Raw genomic sequence first — 17,313 nt, 5'->3', positions numbered from 1 at the left:
GACACTAGTACGTGGAATTCCAGCGGTCAAACATCACCGGAGGACGTACTCGAACGCCGCCCGCGCCCTGGCGGGGTCCGGCGTCTCGCCGGAGATCAGGTCGGCGTACGTGAACGACTCCGAGATCCGCACGAGCAGCCGCGCGAGCTCCTCGGCGGATAGCGGCCCCGGGTCGAACGCCCCCGAGGCCTGCTCCGCGGCGACCAGCTCGGTGACCGCGTGCACGAACCGACTCTGCACATCGCTGTCCGTCGTGGTGAGCAGGCGCAGCGCCCGAGCGGGTTCGCGCTGCAGGAACCCCCGGAAGTAGGGCGCCTCGATCAGGTCGGCGGTGAACTGAGCGAGCACGTCGACCAGTCGCGCCGCACCCGACCCGGCGGCGTCACGACGGGCCGCGTCGAGCGTGGGGACCGCCAGTGACCACAGCACCTCGGACAGCAACCGGTCACGGTTGCCCACCCATCGGAACAGCGACGTCCGGTCCACGCCGAGGTCGGCGGCCAACGCCCCCATGTCGATCCGTGAGCCGGCGATGAAGGCGTGGCGGGCCTCCCGGAAGGCGCGCAGCGCGGTTTCCGACGTGTACACAGATCTCCCTTGCAACGTTTCCGAGAATGATGCATCGTTGTTCCCATGTCAACATCCGTGTCCCTGCCCACCCTGCTCGAGTCGGACTTCTACGGCTTCGCCGAGCAGCTGACGGACCAGGAGCGTGAGTCGATCGGGCGGGTGCGCGAGTACCTCGAGCGCGAGGTCGCACCGATCGCCGACGAGTACTGGGCACGTGCCGAGTTCCCGATGCAGGTCATCAAGCCGCTCGCCGACCTCGGCATGTACGGGCCCGGCGTGCCGCTGGTGCGCCAGTTCCAGAACTCGGCCGTGTACCGCGGGTGGGCGGCACTCGAGCTCGGACGTGTCGACGCCGGCGTGGCGACGTTCATCGGGGTGCAGTCCGGCCTCGCCATGAACTCGATCGCCGTGGCCGGCAGCGACGAGCAGCAGCGGGAGTGGCTGCCGCGCATGGCCGCCGGCGAGCTGGTCGGTGCGTTCGGTCTGACGGAGCCGTACTCCGGCAGTGACTCCGCCAAGGGCCTCCGCACGACGGCGCGGCGCGAGGGAGACACCTGGGTCCTCGACGGCGAGAAGCGGTGGATCGGCAACGCCACGTTCGCCGACGTCGTCGTCATCTGGGCCAAGGACGTCGAGGACGGCCAGGTCAAGGGCTTCCTGGTGACGACCGACACCGACGGCTTCACCGCCACCAAGATCGAGGACAAGATCGCGCTGCGCGGCGTGCAGAACGCCGACATCGTGATGACCGGCGTCCGTGTTCCGGAGTCGCGACGACTGCAGCGCGCGACGTCGTTCCGCACGACGGCCGAGGTCCTGCGCCTGACCCGCACCGAGGTCGCCTGGCAGGCCGTCGGCATCGCGGTCGGTGCGTACGAGGCCGCCCTCGCCTACGCGAAGACGCGCATCCAGTTCGGCAAGCCGATCGCCGCGCACCAGCTCGTGCAGGACCTGCTCGTGAAGTCGCTGGCGAACATCACGGCGTCGATCGCCCTGTGCACGCAGGCGAGTGCGATGCAGGACGCCGGGGTCGGCGGCGACGAGCACTCCGCGCTGGCGAAGGCGTTCGCGACGTCGAAGATGCGTGAGACCGTCGCCTGGTGCCGCGAGGTCCAGGGCGGCAACGGCATCGTGCTCGGCAAGGGCGTCGCGCGGTTCTTCGCGGACGCCGAGGCGATCTACTCGTACGAGGGCACGCGCGAGGTGAACACGCTCATCGTCGGGCGCGCGATCACCGGCGAGGCCGCGTTCGTGTGAGCACCGCCGTGTGAGCACCGCCGTGTGAGCACCGCCCACAGACCGGGCGTGCGGCGTTTCGGGTCGCCGCACGCCCTCCTGCACCAGCGAGCTAGCCGAGCAGTTCCGGTCGCTCCCACTCGGCACCGAGCACGTGCTGGTCGAGGAACGCGAACACCGTCTGGTACCAGATGACCGCGTGCTGCGGCTTGAGCACCCAGTGGTTCTCGTCCGGGAAGTACAGGAACCGGTGCGGCATCGTGCCGTCGGGCCCGGCATGGTGCTCGGCGAGCTCGGACCAGAGCCGCAGGCCCTCGCCGATCGGCACGCGGTAGTCCTTGTCGCCGTGGATGACCAGCATCGGTGACGTGATGTCGCGCACGAACCGGTGCGGGTCGTTGTCGTGCATGCCCTGCGCGTCGAAGATCGACTGCCAGTAGTCCGACGAGTCGGTCGTGCCGTTGAACTGCTCGAGCGCCCACAGGCTGGCGTGGGTGACGACCGCTCGGAACCGGTCGGTGTGCCCGGCGACCCAGTTCGCCATGTAGCCGCCGAACGACCCGCCCATCGCGGCGGTCCGGGTCTCGTCGACGTCGTCACGCGCCACGACGGCGTCGGTGATCGCCATCAGGTCGGTGTAGGGCGCCTGGCCCCACGCGTTCCAGCCGCGGTTCACGAAGTCGAGCCCGTAGCCGGTCGACAGTGCGGGGTCGGGCAGCAGCACCGCGTACCCGCGCGCCGCAGCGAGCATCGGGGTCCACCGCCACGACCACTGGTTCCAGGAGTTGAGCGGTCCGCCGTGGATCCAGAGCAACAGGGGGTGCGGTCCGTCGCCCTCCGGCAGCACCAGCCAGCCGCGCACGCGCACGCCGTCGGCAGCCGTGGTCTCGACCTCTTCCAAGCGCCCGGGCACGGCCGGCAGTGCGGCCGGCGTCGCGAGCGGGGTCACCGAGCCGTCGGCGTCGATCCGCACGGGGTGCAGCGGCGCCGCCCAGGAGGCCCGGAGCGCGACGACCACGCCGCTCGCGGCCGACACACGGAGACCCGAGTACGCCCAGTCGTCGTGCGTCAGCTGCTCGACGGCTGCGCCGTCGAGGGGGAGCCGGAAGACCGGCGCGCGGCCGTCCTGGTCCGCGGTCGCCAGGACCGCGGTGTCGTCGGATGCGAACACCAGCTCGTTCGGCCACCGGTCCCAGTCGGTGGCGATGCGGCGGGCGTCGGAGCCGTCGATGCCCGCGACCCAGACCTCCTGCTGGTTCGCACCGGCGGGCGTCGCACGGACCGTGCGGACCCAGGCGATCGTCGTGCCGTCGTGCGAGAGCGCCGGGAGCTCGTGGTCGACGTCCGGGTCGTCGAACAGCACGGTGCGCTCGGCGGTGGCGACGTCGATCGCGACGAGCACGGTGCGCTGCCCACGGGCCTCGTGCACACCGACGGCGGCGATCAGGATGCTGCCGTCCGGGGTGAGTGCGCCGGTCACGTGGTCGAGCGAGCGACCGGGCCGCGGCGTGATGTCGATCGGGTTCGGCAGGTGTGCCGGGTAGGGCTTCGGGAGCGTGGTGTCGGTGGTGCCCGTCGCGCTCGCGTCCGTCGCGACGCCCGTGAGGGGTTCTGCGTCGGTCGGCTCGGTCAGGTCCGCCAGGTCGAGTGCGAGCACGTGGGTCTGGTCCGGACCGAGGTCGTGGTCCCAGTACCGGACCGGGTACGACTCGTGCAGGATCCCGTGCACCCCCTTGTCGTCGCGACGCTTCCGCAGCGCGGCGTCGCGGGAGACGACACCGACCCGCTCGCCGTCGGCCGCCGTGGGGAGCAGTCCGGCGGTGACGGCGACCACGTCGCTGCCGCTGGCCGTCGCGAGCACGCCACCCGTGCCTCCCGTCAGGCGGGTCACCGGACGTGCCTCGCCGCCCGTGGCGGGCAGCAGCCAGAGCTGCGTGGTGTCGTCGTCGTCGCCGTCCGCTCCCGGTCGGCCCGAGACGAACAGCAGGTCACCGTGCCGCGTGAACGCGGTGCCGGACTCGCCCTTCGCGCTGCGGGTGAGGCGCACCGCCGGACCCACGCCGGATGCGGGCACCGACCACACGGCTCGTCGGTACCCGGTCGCGTCGGGGTCGAGCGTGCTGACGGTCAGTGCCACGCGCTCGCCGTCCGGGCTGAGCGCGATCCCGTCGACACGGGGCAGGGCGATGAACTGGTCGAGGTCCGAGAACGGCGTCGTCATGCCCCCACGCTAGCCACGGGCGGGGACACCCGTCCTCATGCCCAGAACGAAGCGATGCGGTCGGCGATGGGGGTCGCCTGCGCGCGGCCCGCCTCGGCGGACGGACGCTGCGTCGACAGGGCCAGGGAGTTCGTGCCGAAGGCCTGCTGCGACGCGCTGTCGGCGACGACGACCTCGACGCTCGACCCGCCGGCGCGCAGGGCCTCGACGGACTGGTCGAGCCACGGGCCGAGCGGCGAGGGGGCTTCGGGGCCGCAGGCGATGACGAGCACACGCTCGTGACCCGCCGCGACGTCCACGTTCGTCGCCGAGCGCATGCCACCGTCGATGTAGGGGCGTCCCTCGATCGTCACCGGCGACCAGACGACCGGCACCGAGCAGCTCGCCGCGACCGCACGCGCCAGCGGGACGCCGTCCGCACTCGTCAGGACCCGGAACGTGCCGTCGGTCGCATCGATGGCGGTCAGCGCGAGGGGCCGCTCCGGCCATGCGGTCGACGGCAGCATCTCGGAGAAGGTCGCGACACGCTCGTCGTCCGTCTGCCCGGCCGTGACCTGCTGCGCGAGGTGGCCGAGGCGTGCGCGGGCGTCCTGCTCCGAGGTGGCTCCGGCCAACGCCTGCCCGATCTCCTGCTGCACGCGCTCGGCGTCGATCCGGACGGGCTCCTCGTACGTCGTGGGGACCGGGGCGGTCTGCTGCGCGAAGGCCTCGGCGATGCCGCCGTGTCGGACGAAGGTCCCCACGACGCTGCCGGCGCTGGTGCCGACCACCAGGTCAGCGGCGCCCAGGTCGACGCCGGCGTCCTCGAGCGCCGACAGCACCCCGAGCTCCCACGCGATGCCGGCGACACCGCCACCTCCGAGGACGATCGCTCGGGTTCCGGCAGCGGGGGTGTCGAGTTGGCTCATGCACCATGCTTACCAACCCGGGGGCCGCTCGGGGTGCGGCTCGCGGGAGCGTCGTCGCGCGTTCACGCTCAGCCGGTGCCCGGACGAGGTACGGCCAGTGCGCCGAGTGCACGCAGCTTGTCCCCGAGCTCGAAGCGCCGCTGGTCGCGCAGGTGCACCAGGTAGTCGGCGGACACCAGGGCGTGGAGCAGTCGGTAGGCGGTGGGGAGCGGGAAGCCCGTTGCCTCGGCGACCTCCTTGGCGGTCGCACCACCGCGGTCGGCGACGACCTCGAGGATCGCGAGGGTCTTCTCGACGGTCTGCACGGTCCCGGTGCTCGTGGCGGAACCGCTGGCCGCGGCCGTGCTCGCCTCCTTGCTCGCGCCGGCGGTCGGGCTCGTCGGCCGGGTCGCCGGGTCGGCGGTGGCCGTCGGCGGGTGGGGCGGATCGTCGCTGATGCGCATCCGACGATGGTCCTCCCGTGCACCCGCGATGGCAACGGCGGATCCCGGATGTCGCCCGCTGCCGAGGTCGGTGGTCGGCCCTAGCGTCGCCTGCGTGGGTCAGGGGAACGAACGAACGGGCGGCAGGCGGTACGGCGACGTCGTGTTGCCCGTCGTCGCGGCCGCGCTGCCGACAGCCGCGTTCCAGGCGCCGAACCTGGTCGGTGTCCCCGTCGAGCGTGCGGTCGTGGTGGTCGTCGCCCTCGTGGTCTTCGCCGGCGTCGTCGCCTGGCAGGTCGTCCGCGCTCGCCGGACCGCCGCCGGACGACGCCGAGCCGAGGACGCCGGGGCCACCGCGCTCGCCGCGTACGAGGTCGCCGTCCAGTACGGCTTCGGGCAGATAGCGACACGACTCACGCGCTTCGCCGCCCACGACCACGCCACCCGCCGGTCCGAGCTCGGGGCGTTCGCCGACCGGGCGGCCGCCGCGCTCGCGTTCTACCTGCTGCCGCACGTGCCGGACGTCCGCGCCAACGTGTACCTGCTGTCGCCGTCGCTCGACGCCCTCGAGCCGATCGGTCACGGCGGGGCGGACGACACGGCTGGCACGTTCCGCGCTGGCACCCCGTACGGTGACCGGAACCTGGAGTGGGTGCTGACCGGTGGTCCGCCGCGCGTCGTGGGGGACCGCGAATCGGACGTCGACGCGGTGGACGACGCTCCCGACTTCGACCCGCGGTACCGGTCGTACGTCGCGGTCGTCATCCGTGGCGAGGGCTACTCGTTCGGCATGCTCACGGTCGACTGCCCGACGCCGGACGCCTTCGCCGACCTGGACGTCCGCAACGTCGACGTCGTCGCACAGTACGTCGCGGTCGCCTGCACGCTGGCGTTTCCGGTGCGGCGAACCGACCGGCAGCCGTCGCCGTGACCGCTGTCGGTCGGCAGTCGTACCCTGTCGGCATGACGAGCGTGCAGCCGGGTCCGTTCCCGTTCGGGCGTGCCCCGATCGGCCCGGGCGGACGGCGGGCCGAGGCCACCGACGCGGACTACGACGATCCCCGGGTCATCGCGGCCAACCTCGATCGTGCGCTCCGGGCTGCCCGGGCCCGACTGACCGGCCGCGCGCGACGACGCTGACGCCGCTGACGCCGCTGACGCCGTGACCGGCAGCGCGGCCCCGTTCGCCGGCCGATCCGCGCACGCGACCGCCGCGTCGTCCTGACGTCGCACCCCCGCACAGACATCGCGCCCCGAGGGAACGGGGCGCGATGTCGGTGCGGGGGTGCGGGGGTGCGGGGCCCGGTGTACCCGGCCCGGCCTGGCCCGGCCCCGGCCCGGCCCCGCTGCCTACGCCGACGTCACGTCGATGAGCACCTTGCCGACCGTGTCGCCCTCGACGGCGTCGTGCGCCGCAGCGGTGTCGGCCAGGTCGAAGCGCGTCAGCGGCAGCCCGGCCTCCGCGCCCACGGGCAGGACCCCGTCGTGCAGAGCCTCGGTGACGTCCTCCGCGGCGGCCGCCAGCGCTTCGTCGCCGATCGTGTAGAGCAGCAGGAACTGGTACCGCGCGTTGACGCTCATGTTCGGGCGGATCGGGATCGAGGCCTCGTCGCCGCCGTTGTTCGCGTAGATCGACACCACGCCGTGGTTCGCCAGCACCTCGGCGACCAGGTCGGCGTTCTGCGGGATCGACACCTCGACGACGATGTCGACCCCGTCGGGGGCGATGTCCCGGATCTGCGACGCGGCGTCGTCGGACCGGTAGTTCACGGTGTGGTGCGCACCGGCCGCGGTGGCGAGCGCGGCCTTGGCGTCCGAGCTGATCGTCGCGATGACGGTGGCCCCGGCCCACCGCGCGAGCTGGATCGCGGCGTGTCCGACGGCTCCGGCGCCACCGGCGACCAGGACGGTCATGCCGTCGAGCGCACCGGGACCCAGGCGCGCGGGGCCCTCCTCGTGCGTGGTCAGTGCCCGGTGGGCGGTCATGGCGGGGACGCCGAGCGACGCGCCGATGTCGAACGAGGTCTCGGCCGGCAGGGGCACGACCCGCGAGACCGGCACGACGGTGTACTCCTGCGCGGTTCCGGTGGGGCGGGACGCGGCGGCCATGAACAGCCACACGTGGTCGCCGAGGGCGACGCTGTCGACCCCGGGTCCGACGGCGTCCACGACGCCCGCGCCGTCCTGGTTCGGCGTGATCTCGGGGAAGGGCAGGCCGTCGCCGTAGGTACCGCCAGCGCGGGCCTTCCAGTCCGTCGGGTTCACACCGGAGACGACCACGCGCACGCGGACCTCGCCGGCGGCGGGCTCGGGCACGTCGCGGTCGACGAGGGAGAGGACGGAGGAGTCACCGGGCTGGGAGTAGACGATCGATCGCATGCCTCCACGCAACCACCCGCGGCGTCCGGCGATTCCAGGGACCGGTCAGTGAACGGCGTCGTACTGGTCGCGAGCGACCGCGACGTCGGCCATGTGCGTCGTGGCCCAGTCCTCGAGCGGTTGCAGCACGGTGCGGAGCGACCGGCCGGCATCGGTGAGCGCGTACTCCACGTGCGGCGGGATCTCGGGGAACACCGTGCGCGTGACGAGCCCGTCGCGTTCGAGGGCGCGGAGGGTCTGCGTGAGCATCTTCTGCGACACGCCCTGCACCGCGGCCGCGATCGCAGAGTACCGATGAGGACCGGACGCCAGGGTCCCGATCGTCAGCACGCTCCACCGGTCGCCGATCCGGTCGAGCAGCTGCCGCGAGGGGCACTCCGCCGCGTAGGGGCTGTACTCGAGCGCACTCATGGGACCTCCGGTCACGCACCGTGAGGTGCCTACTTACTCAAAGAGAGTAACACCCCTACAGTGAGTCACGACAGACCGCACCACCACGAGAGGAACACGCATGAGCACCATCGTCGTCGTCGGAGGCACCGGGTACGCCGGCTCCGCCATCACCCACGAGGCCCTGTCGCGCGGCCACCAGGTCGTCGCCGTCGCCCGTGACACCAGCAAGCTCGAGCCGGCCGAGGGCCTGACCCTGGCGCAGGGCGACGCGTTCGACCCGGACTTCGTCGCCGAGGTCACGGCGGGTGCCGACGTCGTCGTCGTCTCGCTGCACGCGGTGCAGGCAGACGGCAGCGAGCTCAAGGACCGCTTCCAGCACTTCGTCGACGCGGCCGCTGCCGCCGGTGCGCGCCTCGGCATCGTCGGCGGTGCCGGGTCGCTGCTCGTCGCCGAGGGAGGCCCGGCGCTCTTCGACACGCCGGACTTCCCGGACGCGTTCAAAGCCGAGGCGAAGAGCCACGCCCAGGTCCTCGAGGCCCTCCGCAGCAGCGACACCGACGTGGACTGGTTCTACGTCAGCCCGGCGGCGGCCTTCGGTGGCTACAACCCCGGCGAGCGTCGTGGCACCTACCGCACCTCGGACGACGTGCTCCTGACGGACGCCGAGGGCAACTCGGACATCTCCGGCGCCGACTACGCGATCGCGGTCGTCGACGAGATCGAGCGTCCGGCGCACCACCAGGCGCGCTTCGGCGTCGCGTACTGACCAACAGCGGCAGTTCGCACCCCGGGACCCACGTCGCGCCCCGTCCCGGCGGGGCGCGACGTGCGCAACGGGGTGCGACGCGGAGATGGTGACCACCACCGGACAGGAGGCTCGGTGCCAGCTGGCACCGGGCCTCCCGTCAGCGGTGCCCGCTGAACGCCGTCAGCGGTGACCGACGATGGCCGGCAGCGGCATGTGGTGCCGCATCCGCACGCCCAGGTGGAAGCCGCCCCGACGGGCGAGGACCAGGCCGATCACGGCCGCTGCCGCGGCGGGCACGCCACCGGCGACCATCATCCCGACGTGCGCGCCGAAGTGGTCGACGACCTGGCCCATGAGCGGTCCGCCGATGGCCTGTCCGCCGAGCAGCACCAGGATGTACAGCGACATCACGCGCCCGCGGATCGCGATGTTCGACGACAGCTGCACGAGCGAGTTCGACGCCGTCTGGAACAGCAGCTGCGACATCCCGACCGCGACCAGCATCACGGTGAACGGCGCGATGACGGGGATGCTGCCGCTGACCACGAGCAGGATCCCGGTCCAGAACACCCCGCCCACGATGGTGCGCAGCCGGACCACCGCCCGCCGGGTGGACAGCAGCGCCCCGACGAGCGCGCCGACCGCGACCGCCGAGTTGAACAGGCCGTAGCCACCGGCACCGACGTCGTAGACCTTGGACGCGAAGGCGGACAGCAGCACGGGCATCGTCAGCGCGAAGACGGAGAAGAACGCGACCAGGATGACCGGCACGATGATCGTCGGCTTGCCGACCGCGTAGCGCAGCCCCTCGACGAGCTGGCCCTTGCCCCGCGGCGTGGACGGTGTGCGGTGGAGCTCCGAGGTCTTCAGGAACCCGAGCGTCACGACGACCGCCACGCAGGCCACCGCGTTCACGCCGAACGACCACCCGGCCCCGACGGCGACGAGCAGTGCGCCGGACAGCGCGGGGCCGATCATCCCGCCCAGCTGGAACACCGACGAGTTGACGCTGATCGCGTTCCGCAGGTGTTCGTGCCCGACGATCTCGGTGACGAAGACCTGGCGGGCGGGGTTGTCGATCACGGTGACCATGCCGACGACGAAGGCGATCGCCCAGATGTGCCAGGCCTGCACCACCCCGGTCAGCGTCAGCACCGCGAGCAGCAGTGAGAGCACGGCGAAGGCGCCCTGCGTGATCATCATCAGCGCACGCTTGGAGAACCGGTCGACGATGACCCCGCCGAACAGCCCGAAGAACAGCATCGGGGCGAACTGGCACGCGACCGTGATGCCCACCTGCGCGACGGAGCCCGTCAGCTGCAGCACGAGCCAGTCCTGGGCGATGCGCTGCATCCACCCCGCGGTCATCGCCACCAGGTTCGTCGCGGTGAACAGCCGGAAGTTCGGCACGGACAGCGCGATGAGGGTGTGCCGCCACGGCGGGCGGGTGGTCTGGATCGGGAGTGGTTCGGTGGGCGGGGGGAGGGTCGTCGATGACGCGCTCACGGTGCAGGGACTCCGGACGTCGGATGCGGACTGGTACCTCATCGAAACTACGTGACACCGACCCATTCGATCCCCGTATGGTTGCTATCACTCCATTGCGATGTCGAATGAGAGGCACCCGCGTGCTCGATCCCGTCCTGCTGCAGACCTTCCTGGCCGTCGCCGAGACGCAGAGCTTCACCCAGGCGGCAGCACGACTCGGCATCAGCCAGCCGACCGTGTCCCAGCACGTGCGTCGGCTCGAGACCGCGGTGTCGCGCACCCTGGTCGCGCGGGACACCCGAGGCGTCCGGCTGACGGACAACGGGGACGCGATGGCGGGCTTCGCGCGCACGATCCTGGCGGCGCACGCCACGGCGGACGCGTACTTCTCCGGGTCGGCGACCCGCGGGCGGCTGCGGTTCGGTGCCGCGGACGACCTGGCCATCACGCAGCTGCCCCGGATCCTCCGGGACTTCCGCCGGTTGCACCCGCAGGTGAACCTCGAGCTCACGGTGAACCAGTCGTCACCACTGCTGCGCCGGGTCCACGCCGGGGCGCTCGACCTGGTCTTCATCAAGCAGACGGCGGGGGAGTCCGCCGAGGGGACCCGCGTCGCGACGGACCAGATGGTGTGGATGGCCCAGGACGGCATCGCGGTCGAGCGCGACGAGCCCGTGCCGCTCATCGCCTACCAGGCACCCAGCATCAGCCGGCAGATGGCGATCGACGCGCTCGAGGCAGCCGGCCGCACCTGGCGCATCACGTGCAACACGCGCGACGTCAACGGCGTGCTGGCGGCGGTCCGCGCGGGCATCGGTGTCGCGGTGTTCCCGCACTCGCTCATCCCGGCGGACCTGGTGAAGGTGTCGCAGCGCCTGGGGTTGCCGGACCTGCCCGCGGTCGACTACGTCCTCATCGCGAACCCGACCGTGCAGCGCGAGCCGATCGACGCGCTGACGAACGCGATCCTGTCCCGGGGTGTCGTGCGGGCGGTCTGAGTCGCTGCCGCAGGATGCGCGAGACGCCGCCGGGCGCTCGAGACGCCGCCGAGCTGCCGAGGCGCCGCGCTCCCGGGCGGCGTCTCGAGCCGATCGCGGCGTCTCGACCGGCTGGCGCAGCGCCGTTCCGCGCGTCAGGGTGCGAGCGTGGGGGTGGTGCCCGTGCCGGTGAGGTCCGGCAGCGGAGCACCGAGCGCGGTCGCCACGGCCCAGAGCAGCACGAGCATGCCGACGCCACCGAGCACCGCACCGAGGAGCGCCACCGGCCGCTGCCACGTGGCGGCTCGGGAGCGCACGGCCGCGACCGAGCAGACGACCGCGACCACGCCGAGCAGCAGGCCGAGGGCGTGCACGGTCGCCGGCGCGGCGAACCACGAGACCGCGAGACCGACCGTCGCGACCCCCGCGACGGCGCCGAGGACCGCGGACGGGGTCGCCCCGACCGTGCGGCGTGCGCGGGTGGGGGACGCGGACGGGAGGACCGGCTCGGCCTCGGCGGGCTCGGTCGCGTCGAGCGCGCGCACCGGTTCCTGGGCAGCGGCGGGCGCTGCGGCCAGGAGGGACTCGAATGAGTGCTCCTGCGCCGGGGCGGTGGTGGTCTGCTGGTGTGCGAAGCGCGCCGGCGTGCGGAACCCGACGGGGCCGCTCGGCGCGGGCTCGGCGCCCTCGACGACGACGTGCTCGAGGCCGGGCACGGAGAACCGGGGCTGGCCGGTGCGGGGGACGACCGGCCCCTGGTGCGAACCGCCGGCGAGCGCGGGCTCGCGGGCGGCGTCGATCGGGGAGACCGGCGCGGGCTCCGCGGCGATCGTCGGAGCGGGGCCGGACCCGACGGGAGTGGAGCCGACGGGCGCGGTGTGCAGCGTGGGCGAGGTCGGCGCCGGGGGGAGCAGGTCCTCGGACGGCGGGTAGTCCGGCACGACCGCGTCCGGGTCGAGCACGGGCCTCCCGGGCTGCCGGTCCGACGGTGCGGACCGGACCGGTTCCGCGGGAGCCGCGGCGGGGGCGGTGGGCTCGGGCGTGACGACGAGAGCCGACGCTGCGGGCGTGGGGGGTGCCTCCCGGTCGGCGCCCCGCGGGACGGAGCCGTCGTGGGGAGCCGTCACCCAGGCCGGGACGGGCCGGCGGGGTCGATCGGAATCGGGCATGCGATGCGACGCCACGTGCGCAGCTCCCTCCGTCGGCTGATCCATCGTCAGTTCTAGCGGCAGAGCAGTGCCGTGACCCAGCCCCAGTTCCGGGGGCGCGGTAGCGTCGCACGCATGACCGTGATCGAACGCCGTCCACTCGGCCCCTCGGGGCTCGTCGTCTCCACCGTCGGCATCGGCTGCAACAACTTCGGCCGGCCCGGCACGGCCACCGAGTCGCAGGAGGGGACGGACGCCGTGGTGCACGCGGCGCTCGACGCGGGCGTGACCCTGTTCGACACCGCGGACGTCTACGGCGGGACACCGGGGCAGTCGGAGTCGATGCTCGGGAAGGCACTCGCCGGGCGTCGTGACCAGGTCGTGCTCGCGACGAAGTTCGGCATGGACATGCGGGGCGCCAACGGCCCGGACTGGGGCGTGCGCGGCTCGCGGCGGTACGTGCGGCTGGCCGTGGAGTCGTCGCTGCGGCGTCTCGGGACGGACTGGATCGACCTGTACCAGCTGCACGGCCCCGACGCGGTGACCCCGATCGAGGAGACCCTGTCGGTGCTCGACGACCTGGTCCGCGAGGGCAAGGTCCGGTACGTCGGCCACTCCAACTTCGCCGGGTGGCAGATCGCCGAGGCCGAGCTGACGGCCTCGATCGCGGGCACCACGGCGTTCGTGTCGGCGCAGGACGAGTACAGCCCGCTGGCGCGCGGGGTCGAGACCGAGGTCCTGCCGGCGGTGCGGGCCTACGCGCTGGGGTTCCTGCCGTACTTCCCGCTGTACAACGGGTTGCTCAGCGGCAAGTACACGCGGTCCGGCGGTCCGGCGGACGGTCGGCTGTCACTGCGGAAGCCCGAGGTCCTCGAACACGCCCCGTGGGACGTGCTCGAGGAGTTCCAAGGGTTCTGCGACGAGCGCGGCGTGACGATGCTGCAGGCGACGTTCGCGTGGTTGCTCGCGCAGCCGGGTCTCACCAGCGTCATCGCCGGGGCGACCAAGGCGGAGCAGGTCACGCAGAACGCCGACGCGGGCACGGCGTGGACGCCGACCGAGGACGACCTGGCGGAGATGACGGTCGTCTTCGACGGAGCCCAGTCGCGCTGAACCGGAGCCCAGTCGCGCTGAACCGGCGCCCAGTTGCGCTGAACCGGCGCCCGAGCGCGCTGGGTCGGCGCCCAGCCGCGCTGGGTCACATGTCGCGGTAGCGCTTCGCGTCGGCGACGGCCTGCTCCAGCTCGAGCGCGGCGTACGGCTTGCCGTAGCCGGGGGTGTCGCGCTGGATGCGCCATCCCTCGGCGAGGGCGCCGACGTCGACGGCGTCGAATCCGAACTCGTCGAGCAGGTCGGTCACGACGCGCTTGGCCTCGGCGTCGTCCCCGGCGACGACGAGGGCACGACGGCCCTGGGTGCCGGTGGGGGTGCCGGCCGTGGTCAGGTCGGCCGCGCCGATGTGGTTGAAGGCCTTGACGACCCGGGCGCCGCGCAGGTGGTCCTGCAGCAGCTCGGCGGTCGTCGTCGTCTCGTCGTCGAGCGCGGCGATCTGGCCGTCGCGCTGCGGGTAGTAGTTGTTCGTGTCGATGACGACCTTGCCGACCAGGGGCTCGACGGGGATGGTCCCGATGGCGGCCAGCGGGGTGGTCACGACGACCAGGTCGCCGGCTGCGGCTGCCTCGTCCCGCGTGACGGCCCGGGCGCGGTCGCCCAGCTCCGACACCAGGTCCTGCAGGGTCTCCGGGCCGCGCGAGTTCGCGATCGCCACGTCGTACCCGTGCTGCACCGCCAGTCGTGCGAGTTGTGAACCGATGTTGCCTGCGCCGATGATGCCGATCGTTGTCATGCCCCGTGCAACTCCGACCGTCGGAGGTGCATTCCGCACCGACCGCTGTCGTGGCGGGGCCTGTCGTCCGGCGCGACCGCGGGGCATGATGGCGGCATGGCACACGAGTTCCGCCACGAGACCGACCAGCAGCGGTACGCGATGTACGTCGACGGCGCGCTGGTCAGCGTGCTCGACGAGCGGGAGAACGCCGACGCGGTGGCCTTCCCGCACACGTACACCGTGCCCGCGCACCGGGGACACGGCTACGCCGCCGACCTGGTCGCATACGCGGTCGACGACGTCGAACGACGGACGGACAAGCGCATCGTGCCGATGTGCTGGTTCGTCGGCAAGTGGTTCGACGACCACCCCGACAGGGCAGCACTGCTCAGCCGCACCGCCGCGGACTGAGCCCGACGACAGGACCGACCATGCGACAGATCGTCCCCTTCATCTGGTTCGACGGGCAGGCCGAGGAGGCCGCCACGTTCTACACCTCGGTGATCCCCGGGTCCTCGGTGGACCACGTCGAGAAGATGCCGGACGGATCGACGATCGTCGTCGAGTTCCGTCTGCACGGTCAGCCGTTCCGGGCCATGAACGCCGGACCCGGACACCCGCACACCGACGCGATCTCGTTCCAGCTCGACGTCGACGACCAGGACGAGCTCGACCGGGTCTGGGACGCCTTCCTGGCGGGCGGGGCGACACCGTCGATGTGCGGGTGGCTCACCGACGCGTGGGGAGTGGCCTGGCAGGTGACCCCGGCGAACTGGGGGGAGCTCATGCACGCCGGTGGCGACCCCGAGGCCTCGGCGCGGGCGTACCAGGCGATGATGCAGATGGTGAAGCTCGACATCCCCACGGTGCAGGCGGCGATCCGCGGCGACTGACCGCCCGCTGCGCGAAGCCGCAGGGGCAAGCCGGATCACGCAGACGTCGGCGCTGCGGCGCGACGGACCCCCGAGACCCGCAGGTATGGTGACCGCCAAGGGAACACGAGGGTTGGAGGCACCATGGACCAGCCGAGGCCCGACGTCCGCACCGCCGCGATCGAGCGTGCGTACACCGAGTTGTCGCGCATCACCCGGCGTGCGAGCATCCGGGCACGCGGCAGCGACGCCGTGCTCAGCGTGGTCGACCAGTCGCTCGTCGACTTCGTCGTCCAGCACCCGGGGTGCATGGCCATCGACATCGCCCGCTACCTTCACCTGAACCGCTCCACCATCTCTCGGCAGCTCGCCGGGCTGCTCGCCGCCGGCCTGATCCGGACGACGGACGGTGGCACCGGCAACGCGAAGCCGCTCGAGGCGACGGACGCCGGCTGCGCCGCGCTCGACCGCTCCGTCCAGCTGCATCGAGCCGCGTTGGACGAGCGGATCGCCGACTGGTCCGACGACGACATCGCCCTGCTCGCCGGGCTCCTGGAGCGCCTCGGTGCGGCGGACGAGGCCGGTCTGCCGATGCCGAGCCGCGACGACGACGCGTGACGACCTCGCTGCTCCTGGTCTCGGACACGCACCTGCCGAAGCGCGCGAAGGACCTGCCGGCCGCACTGTGGCAGGACGTCGACGCCGCCGACCTCGTCGTGCACGCGGGTGACTGGGTCGACCTGGCGACCCTCGATGCGCTCCAGGCCCGCAGCCGTTCGTTCGTCGGCGTCCGCGGCAACAACGACGGGCCGGAGTTCGACGACCGGTTGCCCCTCGTCGCCCGGTTCTCCGTCGAGGCCCTGCGGTTCGCACTCGTCCACGAGACCGGGGCCGCCACGGGCCGCGAGCGTCGGGCGACGTCGACGTACCCGGACACCGACGTGCTCGTCTTCGGTCACTCGCACATCCCCTGGGACACCACCGCCGACGGGGGCCTGCGGCTGCTCAACCCCGGTTCGCCCACCGACCGCCGACGGCAGCCCGACTTCACCTGGATGCGCTGCACCGTCGACGGTCCCGAGCTCGACGTCCGGGTGGTCCGGCTCGCTCCCGGCGCCACCGAGCCGCGCGTGGTGTCCTCACCGGCAGCCGACCGCGAGGTGCGTGTGGAAGGGTGGGGACGTGCCCGATGAACTGCCCCCGGGTCCGCCCCCCGGACCGCGCGATCCCGGCGACGCCTGGGCGCAGGGCCCCGACGGCACCAAGGCCTGGGGCCTGTTCGGCGCGGCCGGTCTGCTGGTCGACGACGGCGCGGGCCGCGTCCTGCTGCAGCACCGCGTCGAGTGGAGCCACCACGGCGGCACCTGGGGCATCCCCGGTGGGGCGCGGCACCAGCACGAGGACGCGGTCACCGGCGCCCTCCGCGAGTCCGCAGAAGAAGCGGGCGTCCCCGAGGACGGGATCGACCTGCGCCACACGTCCGTGCTCGACCTGGGGTTCTGGACCTACACGACGGTCGTCGGCCGCGCCGCCCGCCCGTTCGAGCCCGTCATCGCGGACCGCGAGAGCCTGGCCCTGTCGTGGGTGCCGCTGGCCGAGGTCGACGACCTGCCCCTGCACCCGGGGTTCGGCGCATCGTGGCCGGCGCTCCGTGCCGCCATCGACATCGCACCCGTGGTGGTGGTCGACGCCGCGAACGTCGTCGGGAGCGTCCCCGACGGGTGGTGGCAGGACCGCGCCGGGGCTGCTGACCGGTTGCTCGACGGGGTGACGACGCTCGCTGCCGCCGGCCTGCCCGCAGCGGAACTCGGGCTGGAGTTCGACCGGTGGTGGCCGCGGTGGACCGTCGTGCTCGAAGGAGCGGCACGGGACGCCTCCGCGGCGTCGACCGCCCCCGTCGACGTGGTCCGTGCCGCGGGCTCCGGTGACGACGCGATCGTGGAGGTCGTCACGGCAGCCGTCGCTGCGGGTCGGGGACCGGTGGTCGTGGTGACCGCAGACCGCGGGCTGCGCGACCGGGTCACTGCCCTGGGCGACGGCGTCCAGGTCCGCGGGCCGCGCTGGCTGCGCGACCGGCTCTGACGCAGCGCCCCGTCCCGGGAGTGGAGCCGGCTGCGGCCTGT

General features: G+C 72.7%; 20 protein-coding genes. 11 read left to right on the top strand and 9 right to left on the bottom strand.

Annotated features, from left to right (window positions below):
* Window positions 1–33: 33 nt before the first annotated feature.
* Entirely contained in the window at window positions 34–588 is a 555-nt protein-coding gene (locus ASG04_RS14295; RefSeq protein WP_056125544.1) for a QsdR family transcriptional regulator, read from the bottom strand.
* 45 nt (window positions 589–633) lie between these two features.
* Here ASG04_RS14295 and ASG04_RS14290 point away from each other — a divergent pair, with 45 nt between their 5' ends.
* Window positions 634–1,827, top strand: coding sequence for an acyl-CoA dehydrogenase family protein (locus ASG04_RS14290; protein WP_200938522.1), 1,194 nt, complete (start codon window positions 634–636; stop codon window positions 1,825–1,827).
* A 91-nt stretch (window positions 1,828–1,918) separates the two neighbouring features.
* Here the strand turns inward: ASG04_RS14290 and ASG04_RS14285 are convergent, their stop codons facing one another.
* The 3 genes from ASG04_RS14285 to ASG04_RS14275 form a co-directional block, all read right to left on the bottom strand.
* Window positions 1,919–4,027 carry an alpha/beta fold hydrolase gene (locus ASG04_RS14285; protein ID WP_056125540.1) on the bottom strand — a complete coding sequence of 703 codons (2,109 nt, stop codon included), beginning with the start codon at window positions 4,025–4,027 and terminating at the stop codon, window positions 1,919–1,921.
* A 35-nt stretch (window positions 4,028–4,062) separates the two neighbouring features.
* Window positions 4,063–4,935: a patatin-like phospholipase family protein gene (locus ASG04_RS14280; RefSeq protein WP_056125538.1), complete on the bottom strand. Its 873-nt coding sequence runs from the start codon at window positions 4,933–4,935 to the stop codon at window positions 4,063–4,065.
* A gap of 68 nt (window positions 4,936–5,003) precedes the next feature.
* Window positions 5,004–5,378, bottom strand: a complete 375-nt coding sequence (locus tag ASG04_RS14275) for a helix-turn-helix domain-containing protein (RefSeq protein ID WP_056125536.1) — start codon at window positions 5,376–5,378, stop codon at window positions 5,004–5,006.
* A 94-nt stretch (window positions 5,379–5,472) separates the two neighbouring features.
* Here ASG04_RS14275 and ASG04_RS14270 point away from each other — a divergent pair, with 94 nt between their 5' ends.
* Together ASG04_RS14270 and ASG04_RS14265 are read left to right on the top strand one after the other, a co-directional pair.
* On the top strand, window positions 5,473–6,288 hold the full coding sequence (locus ASG04_RS14270) for a GAF domain-containing protein (protein ID WP_156463676.1): 816 nt from the start codon (window positions 5,473–5,475) through the stop codon (window positions 6,286–6,288).
* Between the two features lie 32 nt (window positions 6,289–6,320).
* Window positions 6,321–6,497: a hypothetical protein gene (locus tag ASG04_RS14265; RefSeq protein ID WP_156463675.1), complete on the top strand. Its 177-nt coding sequence runs from the start codon at window positions 6,321–6,323 to the stop codon at window positions 6,495–6,497.
* 210 nt (window positions 6,498–6,707) lie between these two features.
* On the opposite strand, the gene ASG04_RS14260 is transcribed toward ASG04_RS14265, so the two are convergent.
* A complete protein-coding gene (locus ASG04_RS14260; protein ID WP_056125530.1) occupies window positions 6,708–7,736 on the bottom strand; it encodes an NADPH:quinone reductase in 1,029 nt (342 codons plus the stop codon).
* A gap of 45 nt (window positions 7,737–7,781) precedes the next feature.
* Complete coding sequence (locus ASG04_RS14255) at window positions 7,782–8,147, bottom strand: winged helix-turn-helix transcriptional regulator (RefSeq protein ID WP_056125528.1); 366 nt, start codon at window positions 8,145–8,147, stop codon at window positions 7,782–7,784.
* A 100-nt stretch (window positions 8,148–8,247) separates the two neighbouring features.
* Between ASG04_RS14255 and ASG04_RS14250 the strand changes: the two genes are divergently transcribed.
* Window positions 8,248–8,895 carry an NAD(P)-dependent oxidoreductase gene (locus tag ASG04_RS14250; protein ID WP_056125526.1) on the top strand — a complete coding sequence of 216 codons (648 nt, stop codon included), beginning with the start codon at window positions 8,248–8,250 and terminating at the stop codon, window positions 8,893–8,895.
* A gap of 162 nt (window positions 8,896–9,057) precedes the next feature.
* Here the strand turns inward: ASG04_RS14250 and ASG04_RS14245 are convergent, their stop codons facing one another.
* Entirely contained in the window at window positions 9,058–10,383 is a 1,326-nt protein-coding gene (locus ASG04_RS14245; RefSeq protein WP_056125855.1) for an MFS transporter, read from the bottom strand.
* Between the two features lie 122 nt (window positions 10,384–10,505).
* Here ASG04_RS14245 and ASG04_RS14240 point away from each other — a divergent pair, with 122 nt between their 5' ends.
* Window positions 10,506–11,363 (top strand): LysR substrate-binding domain-containing protein, encoded by an 858-nt coding sequence (locus ASG04_RS14240; protein WP_056125524.1) that lies wholly within the window; start codon window positions 10,506–10,508, stop codon window positions 11,361–11,363.
* 134 nt (window positions 11,364–11,497) lie between these two features.
* Here ASG04_RS14240 and ASG04_RS14235 read toward each other — a convergent pair whose 3' ends face one another.
* A complete protein-coding gene (locus ASG04_RS14235) occupies window positions 11,498–12,304 on the bottom strand; it encodes a hypothetical protein (protein ID WP_156463674.1) in 807 nt (268 codons plus the stop codon).
* A 321-nt stretch (window positions 12,305–12,625) separates the two neighbouring features.
* On the opposite strand from ASG04_RS14235, the gene ASG04_RS14230 reads away from it, so the two are divergent.
* Window positions 12,626–13,603: an aldo/keto reductase gene (locus tag ASG04_RS14230; RefSeq protein WP_056125521.1), complete on the top strand. Its 978-nt coding sequence runs from the start codon at window positions 12,626–12,628 to the stop codon at window positions 13,601–13,603.
* A gap of 85 nt (window positions 13,604–13,688) precedes the next feature.
* Here the strand turns inward: ASG04_RS14230 and ASG04_RS14225 are convergent, their stop codons facing one another.
* Complete coding sequence (locus ASG04_RS14225) at window positions 13,689–14,336, bottom strand: NADPH-dependent F420 reductase (protein ID WP_056125519.1); 648 nt, start codon at window positions 14,334–14,336, stop codon at window positions 13,689–13,691.
* A 96-nt stretch (window positions 14,337–14,432) separates the two neighbouring features.
* On the opposite strand from ASG04_RS14225, the gene ASG04_RS14220 reads away from it, so the two are divergent.
* The 5 genes from ASG04_RS14220 (at window position 14,433) to ASG04_RS14200 (ending at window position 17,272) form a co-directional block, all read left to right on the top strand.
* Complete coding sequence (locus tag ASG04_RS14220) at window positions 14,433–14,729, top strand: GNAT family N-acetyltransferase (protein ID WP_056125517.1); 297 nt, start codon at window positions 14,433–14,435, stop codon at window positions 14,727–14,729.
* Window positions 14,730–14,749: 20 nt separating this feature from the next.
* Complete coding sequence (locus ASG04_RS14215; protein ID WP_056125515.1) at window positions 14,750–15,211, top strand: VOC family protein; 462 nt, start codon at window positions 14,750–14,752, stop codon at window positions 15,209–15,211.
* Between the two features lie 123 nt (window positions 15,212–15,334).
* The gene (locus ASG04_RS14210; protein WP_056125513.1) at window positions 15,335–15,808 is read left to right on the top strand and encodes a MarR family winged helix-turn-helix transcriptional regulator; all 474 of its coding nucleotides are present in this window, start codon (window positions 15,335–15,337) and stop codon (window positions 15,806–15,808) included.
* The gene (locus tag ASG04_RS14205) at window positions 15,805–16,383 is read left to right on the top strand and encodes a metallophosphoesterase family protein (protein ID WP_082518161.1); all 579 of its coding nucleotides are present in this window, start codon (window positions 15,805–15,807) and stop codon (window positions 16,381–16,383) included. Before ASG04_RS14210 ends, ASG04_RS14205 begins: the two co-directional genes overlap by 4 nt.
* Window positions 16,373–17,272: an NUDIX domain-containing protein gene (locus ASG04_RS14200; RefSeq protein WP_056125853.1), complete on the top strand. Its 900-nt coding sequence runs from the start codon at window positions 16,373–16,375 to the stop codon at window positions 17,270–17,272. The genes ASG04_RS14205 and ASG04_RS14200 overlap by 11 nt, the downstream gene beginning before the upstream one ends.
* The last annotated feature ends 41 nt before the right edge of the window (window positions 17,273–17,313 follow it).

Origin of the sequence: Curtobacterium sp. Leaf183 (assembly GCF_001424385.1) — a bacterium.
In the GTDB taxonomy this organism is placed as follows: Bacteria; Actinomycetota; Actinomycetes; order Actinomycetales; family Microbacteriaceae; genus Curtobacterium.
This window is presented reverse-complemented; position numbering and strand designations above follow the sequence as displayed.

Excerpts from the sequence above, each read along its gene's own strand:
- ASG04_RS14260 (WP_056125530.1), bottom strand. The coding sequence starts at position 7,736 with ATGCGATCGATCGTCTACTCCCAGCCCGGTGACTCCTCCGTCCTCTCC.
- ASG04_RS14285 (WP_056125540.1), bottom strand. The coding sequence starts at position 4,027 with ATGACGACGCCGTTCTCGGACCTCGACCAGTTCATCGCCCTGCCCCGT.
- ASG04_RS14210 (WP_056125513.1), top strand. The coding sequence starts at position 15,335 with ATGGACCAGCCGAGGCCCGACGTCCGCACCGCCGCGATCGAGCGTGCG.
- ASG04_RS14275 (WP_056125536.1), bottom strand. The coding sequence starts at position 5,378 with ATGCGCATCAGCGACGATCCGCCCCACCCGCCGACGGCCACCGCCGAC.
- ASG04_RS14220 (WP_056125517.1), top strand. The coding sequence starts at position 14,433 with ATGGCACACGAGTTCCGCCACGAGACCGACCAGCAGCGGTACGCGATG.
- ASG04_RS14280 (WP_056125538.1), bottom strand. The coding sequence starts at position 4,935 with ATGAGCCAACTCGACACCCCCGCTGCCGGAACCCGAGCGATCGTCCTC.
- ASG04_RS14215 (WP_056125515.1), top strand. The coding sequence starts at position 14,750 with ATGCGACAGATCGTCCCCTTCATCTGGTTCGACGGGCAGGCCGAGGAG.
- ASG04_RS14230 (WP_056125521.1), top strand. The coding sequence starts at position 12,626 with ATGACCGTGATCGAACGCCGTCCACTCGGCCCCTCGGGGCTCGTCGTC.
- ASG04_RS14250 (WP_056125526.1), top strand. The coding sequence starts at position 8,248 with ATGAGCACCATCGTCGTCGTCGGAGGCACCGGGTACGCCGGCTCCGCC.
- ASG04_RS14290 (WP_200938522.1), top strand. The coding sequence starts at position 634 with ATGTCAACATCCGTGTCCCTGCCCACCCTGCTCGAGTCGGACTTCTAC.
- ASG04_RS14255 (WP_056125528.1), bottom strand. The coding sequence starts at position 8,147 with ATGAGTGCGCTCGAGTACAGCCCCTACGCGGCGGAGTGCCCCTCGCGG.
- ASG04_RS14225 (WP_056125519.1), bottom strand. The coding sequence starts at position 14,336 with ATGACAACGATCGGCATCATCGGCGCAGGCAACATCGGTTCACAACTC.
- ASG04_RS14265 (WP_156463675.1), top strand. The coding sequence starts at position 6,321 with ATGACGAGCGTGCAGCCGGGTCCGTTCCCGTTCGGGCGTGCCCCGATC.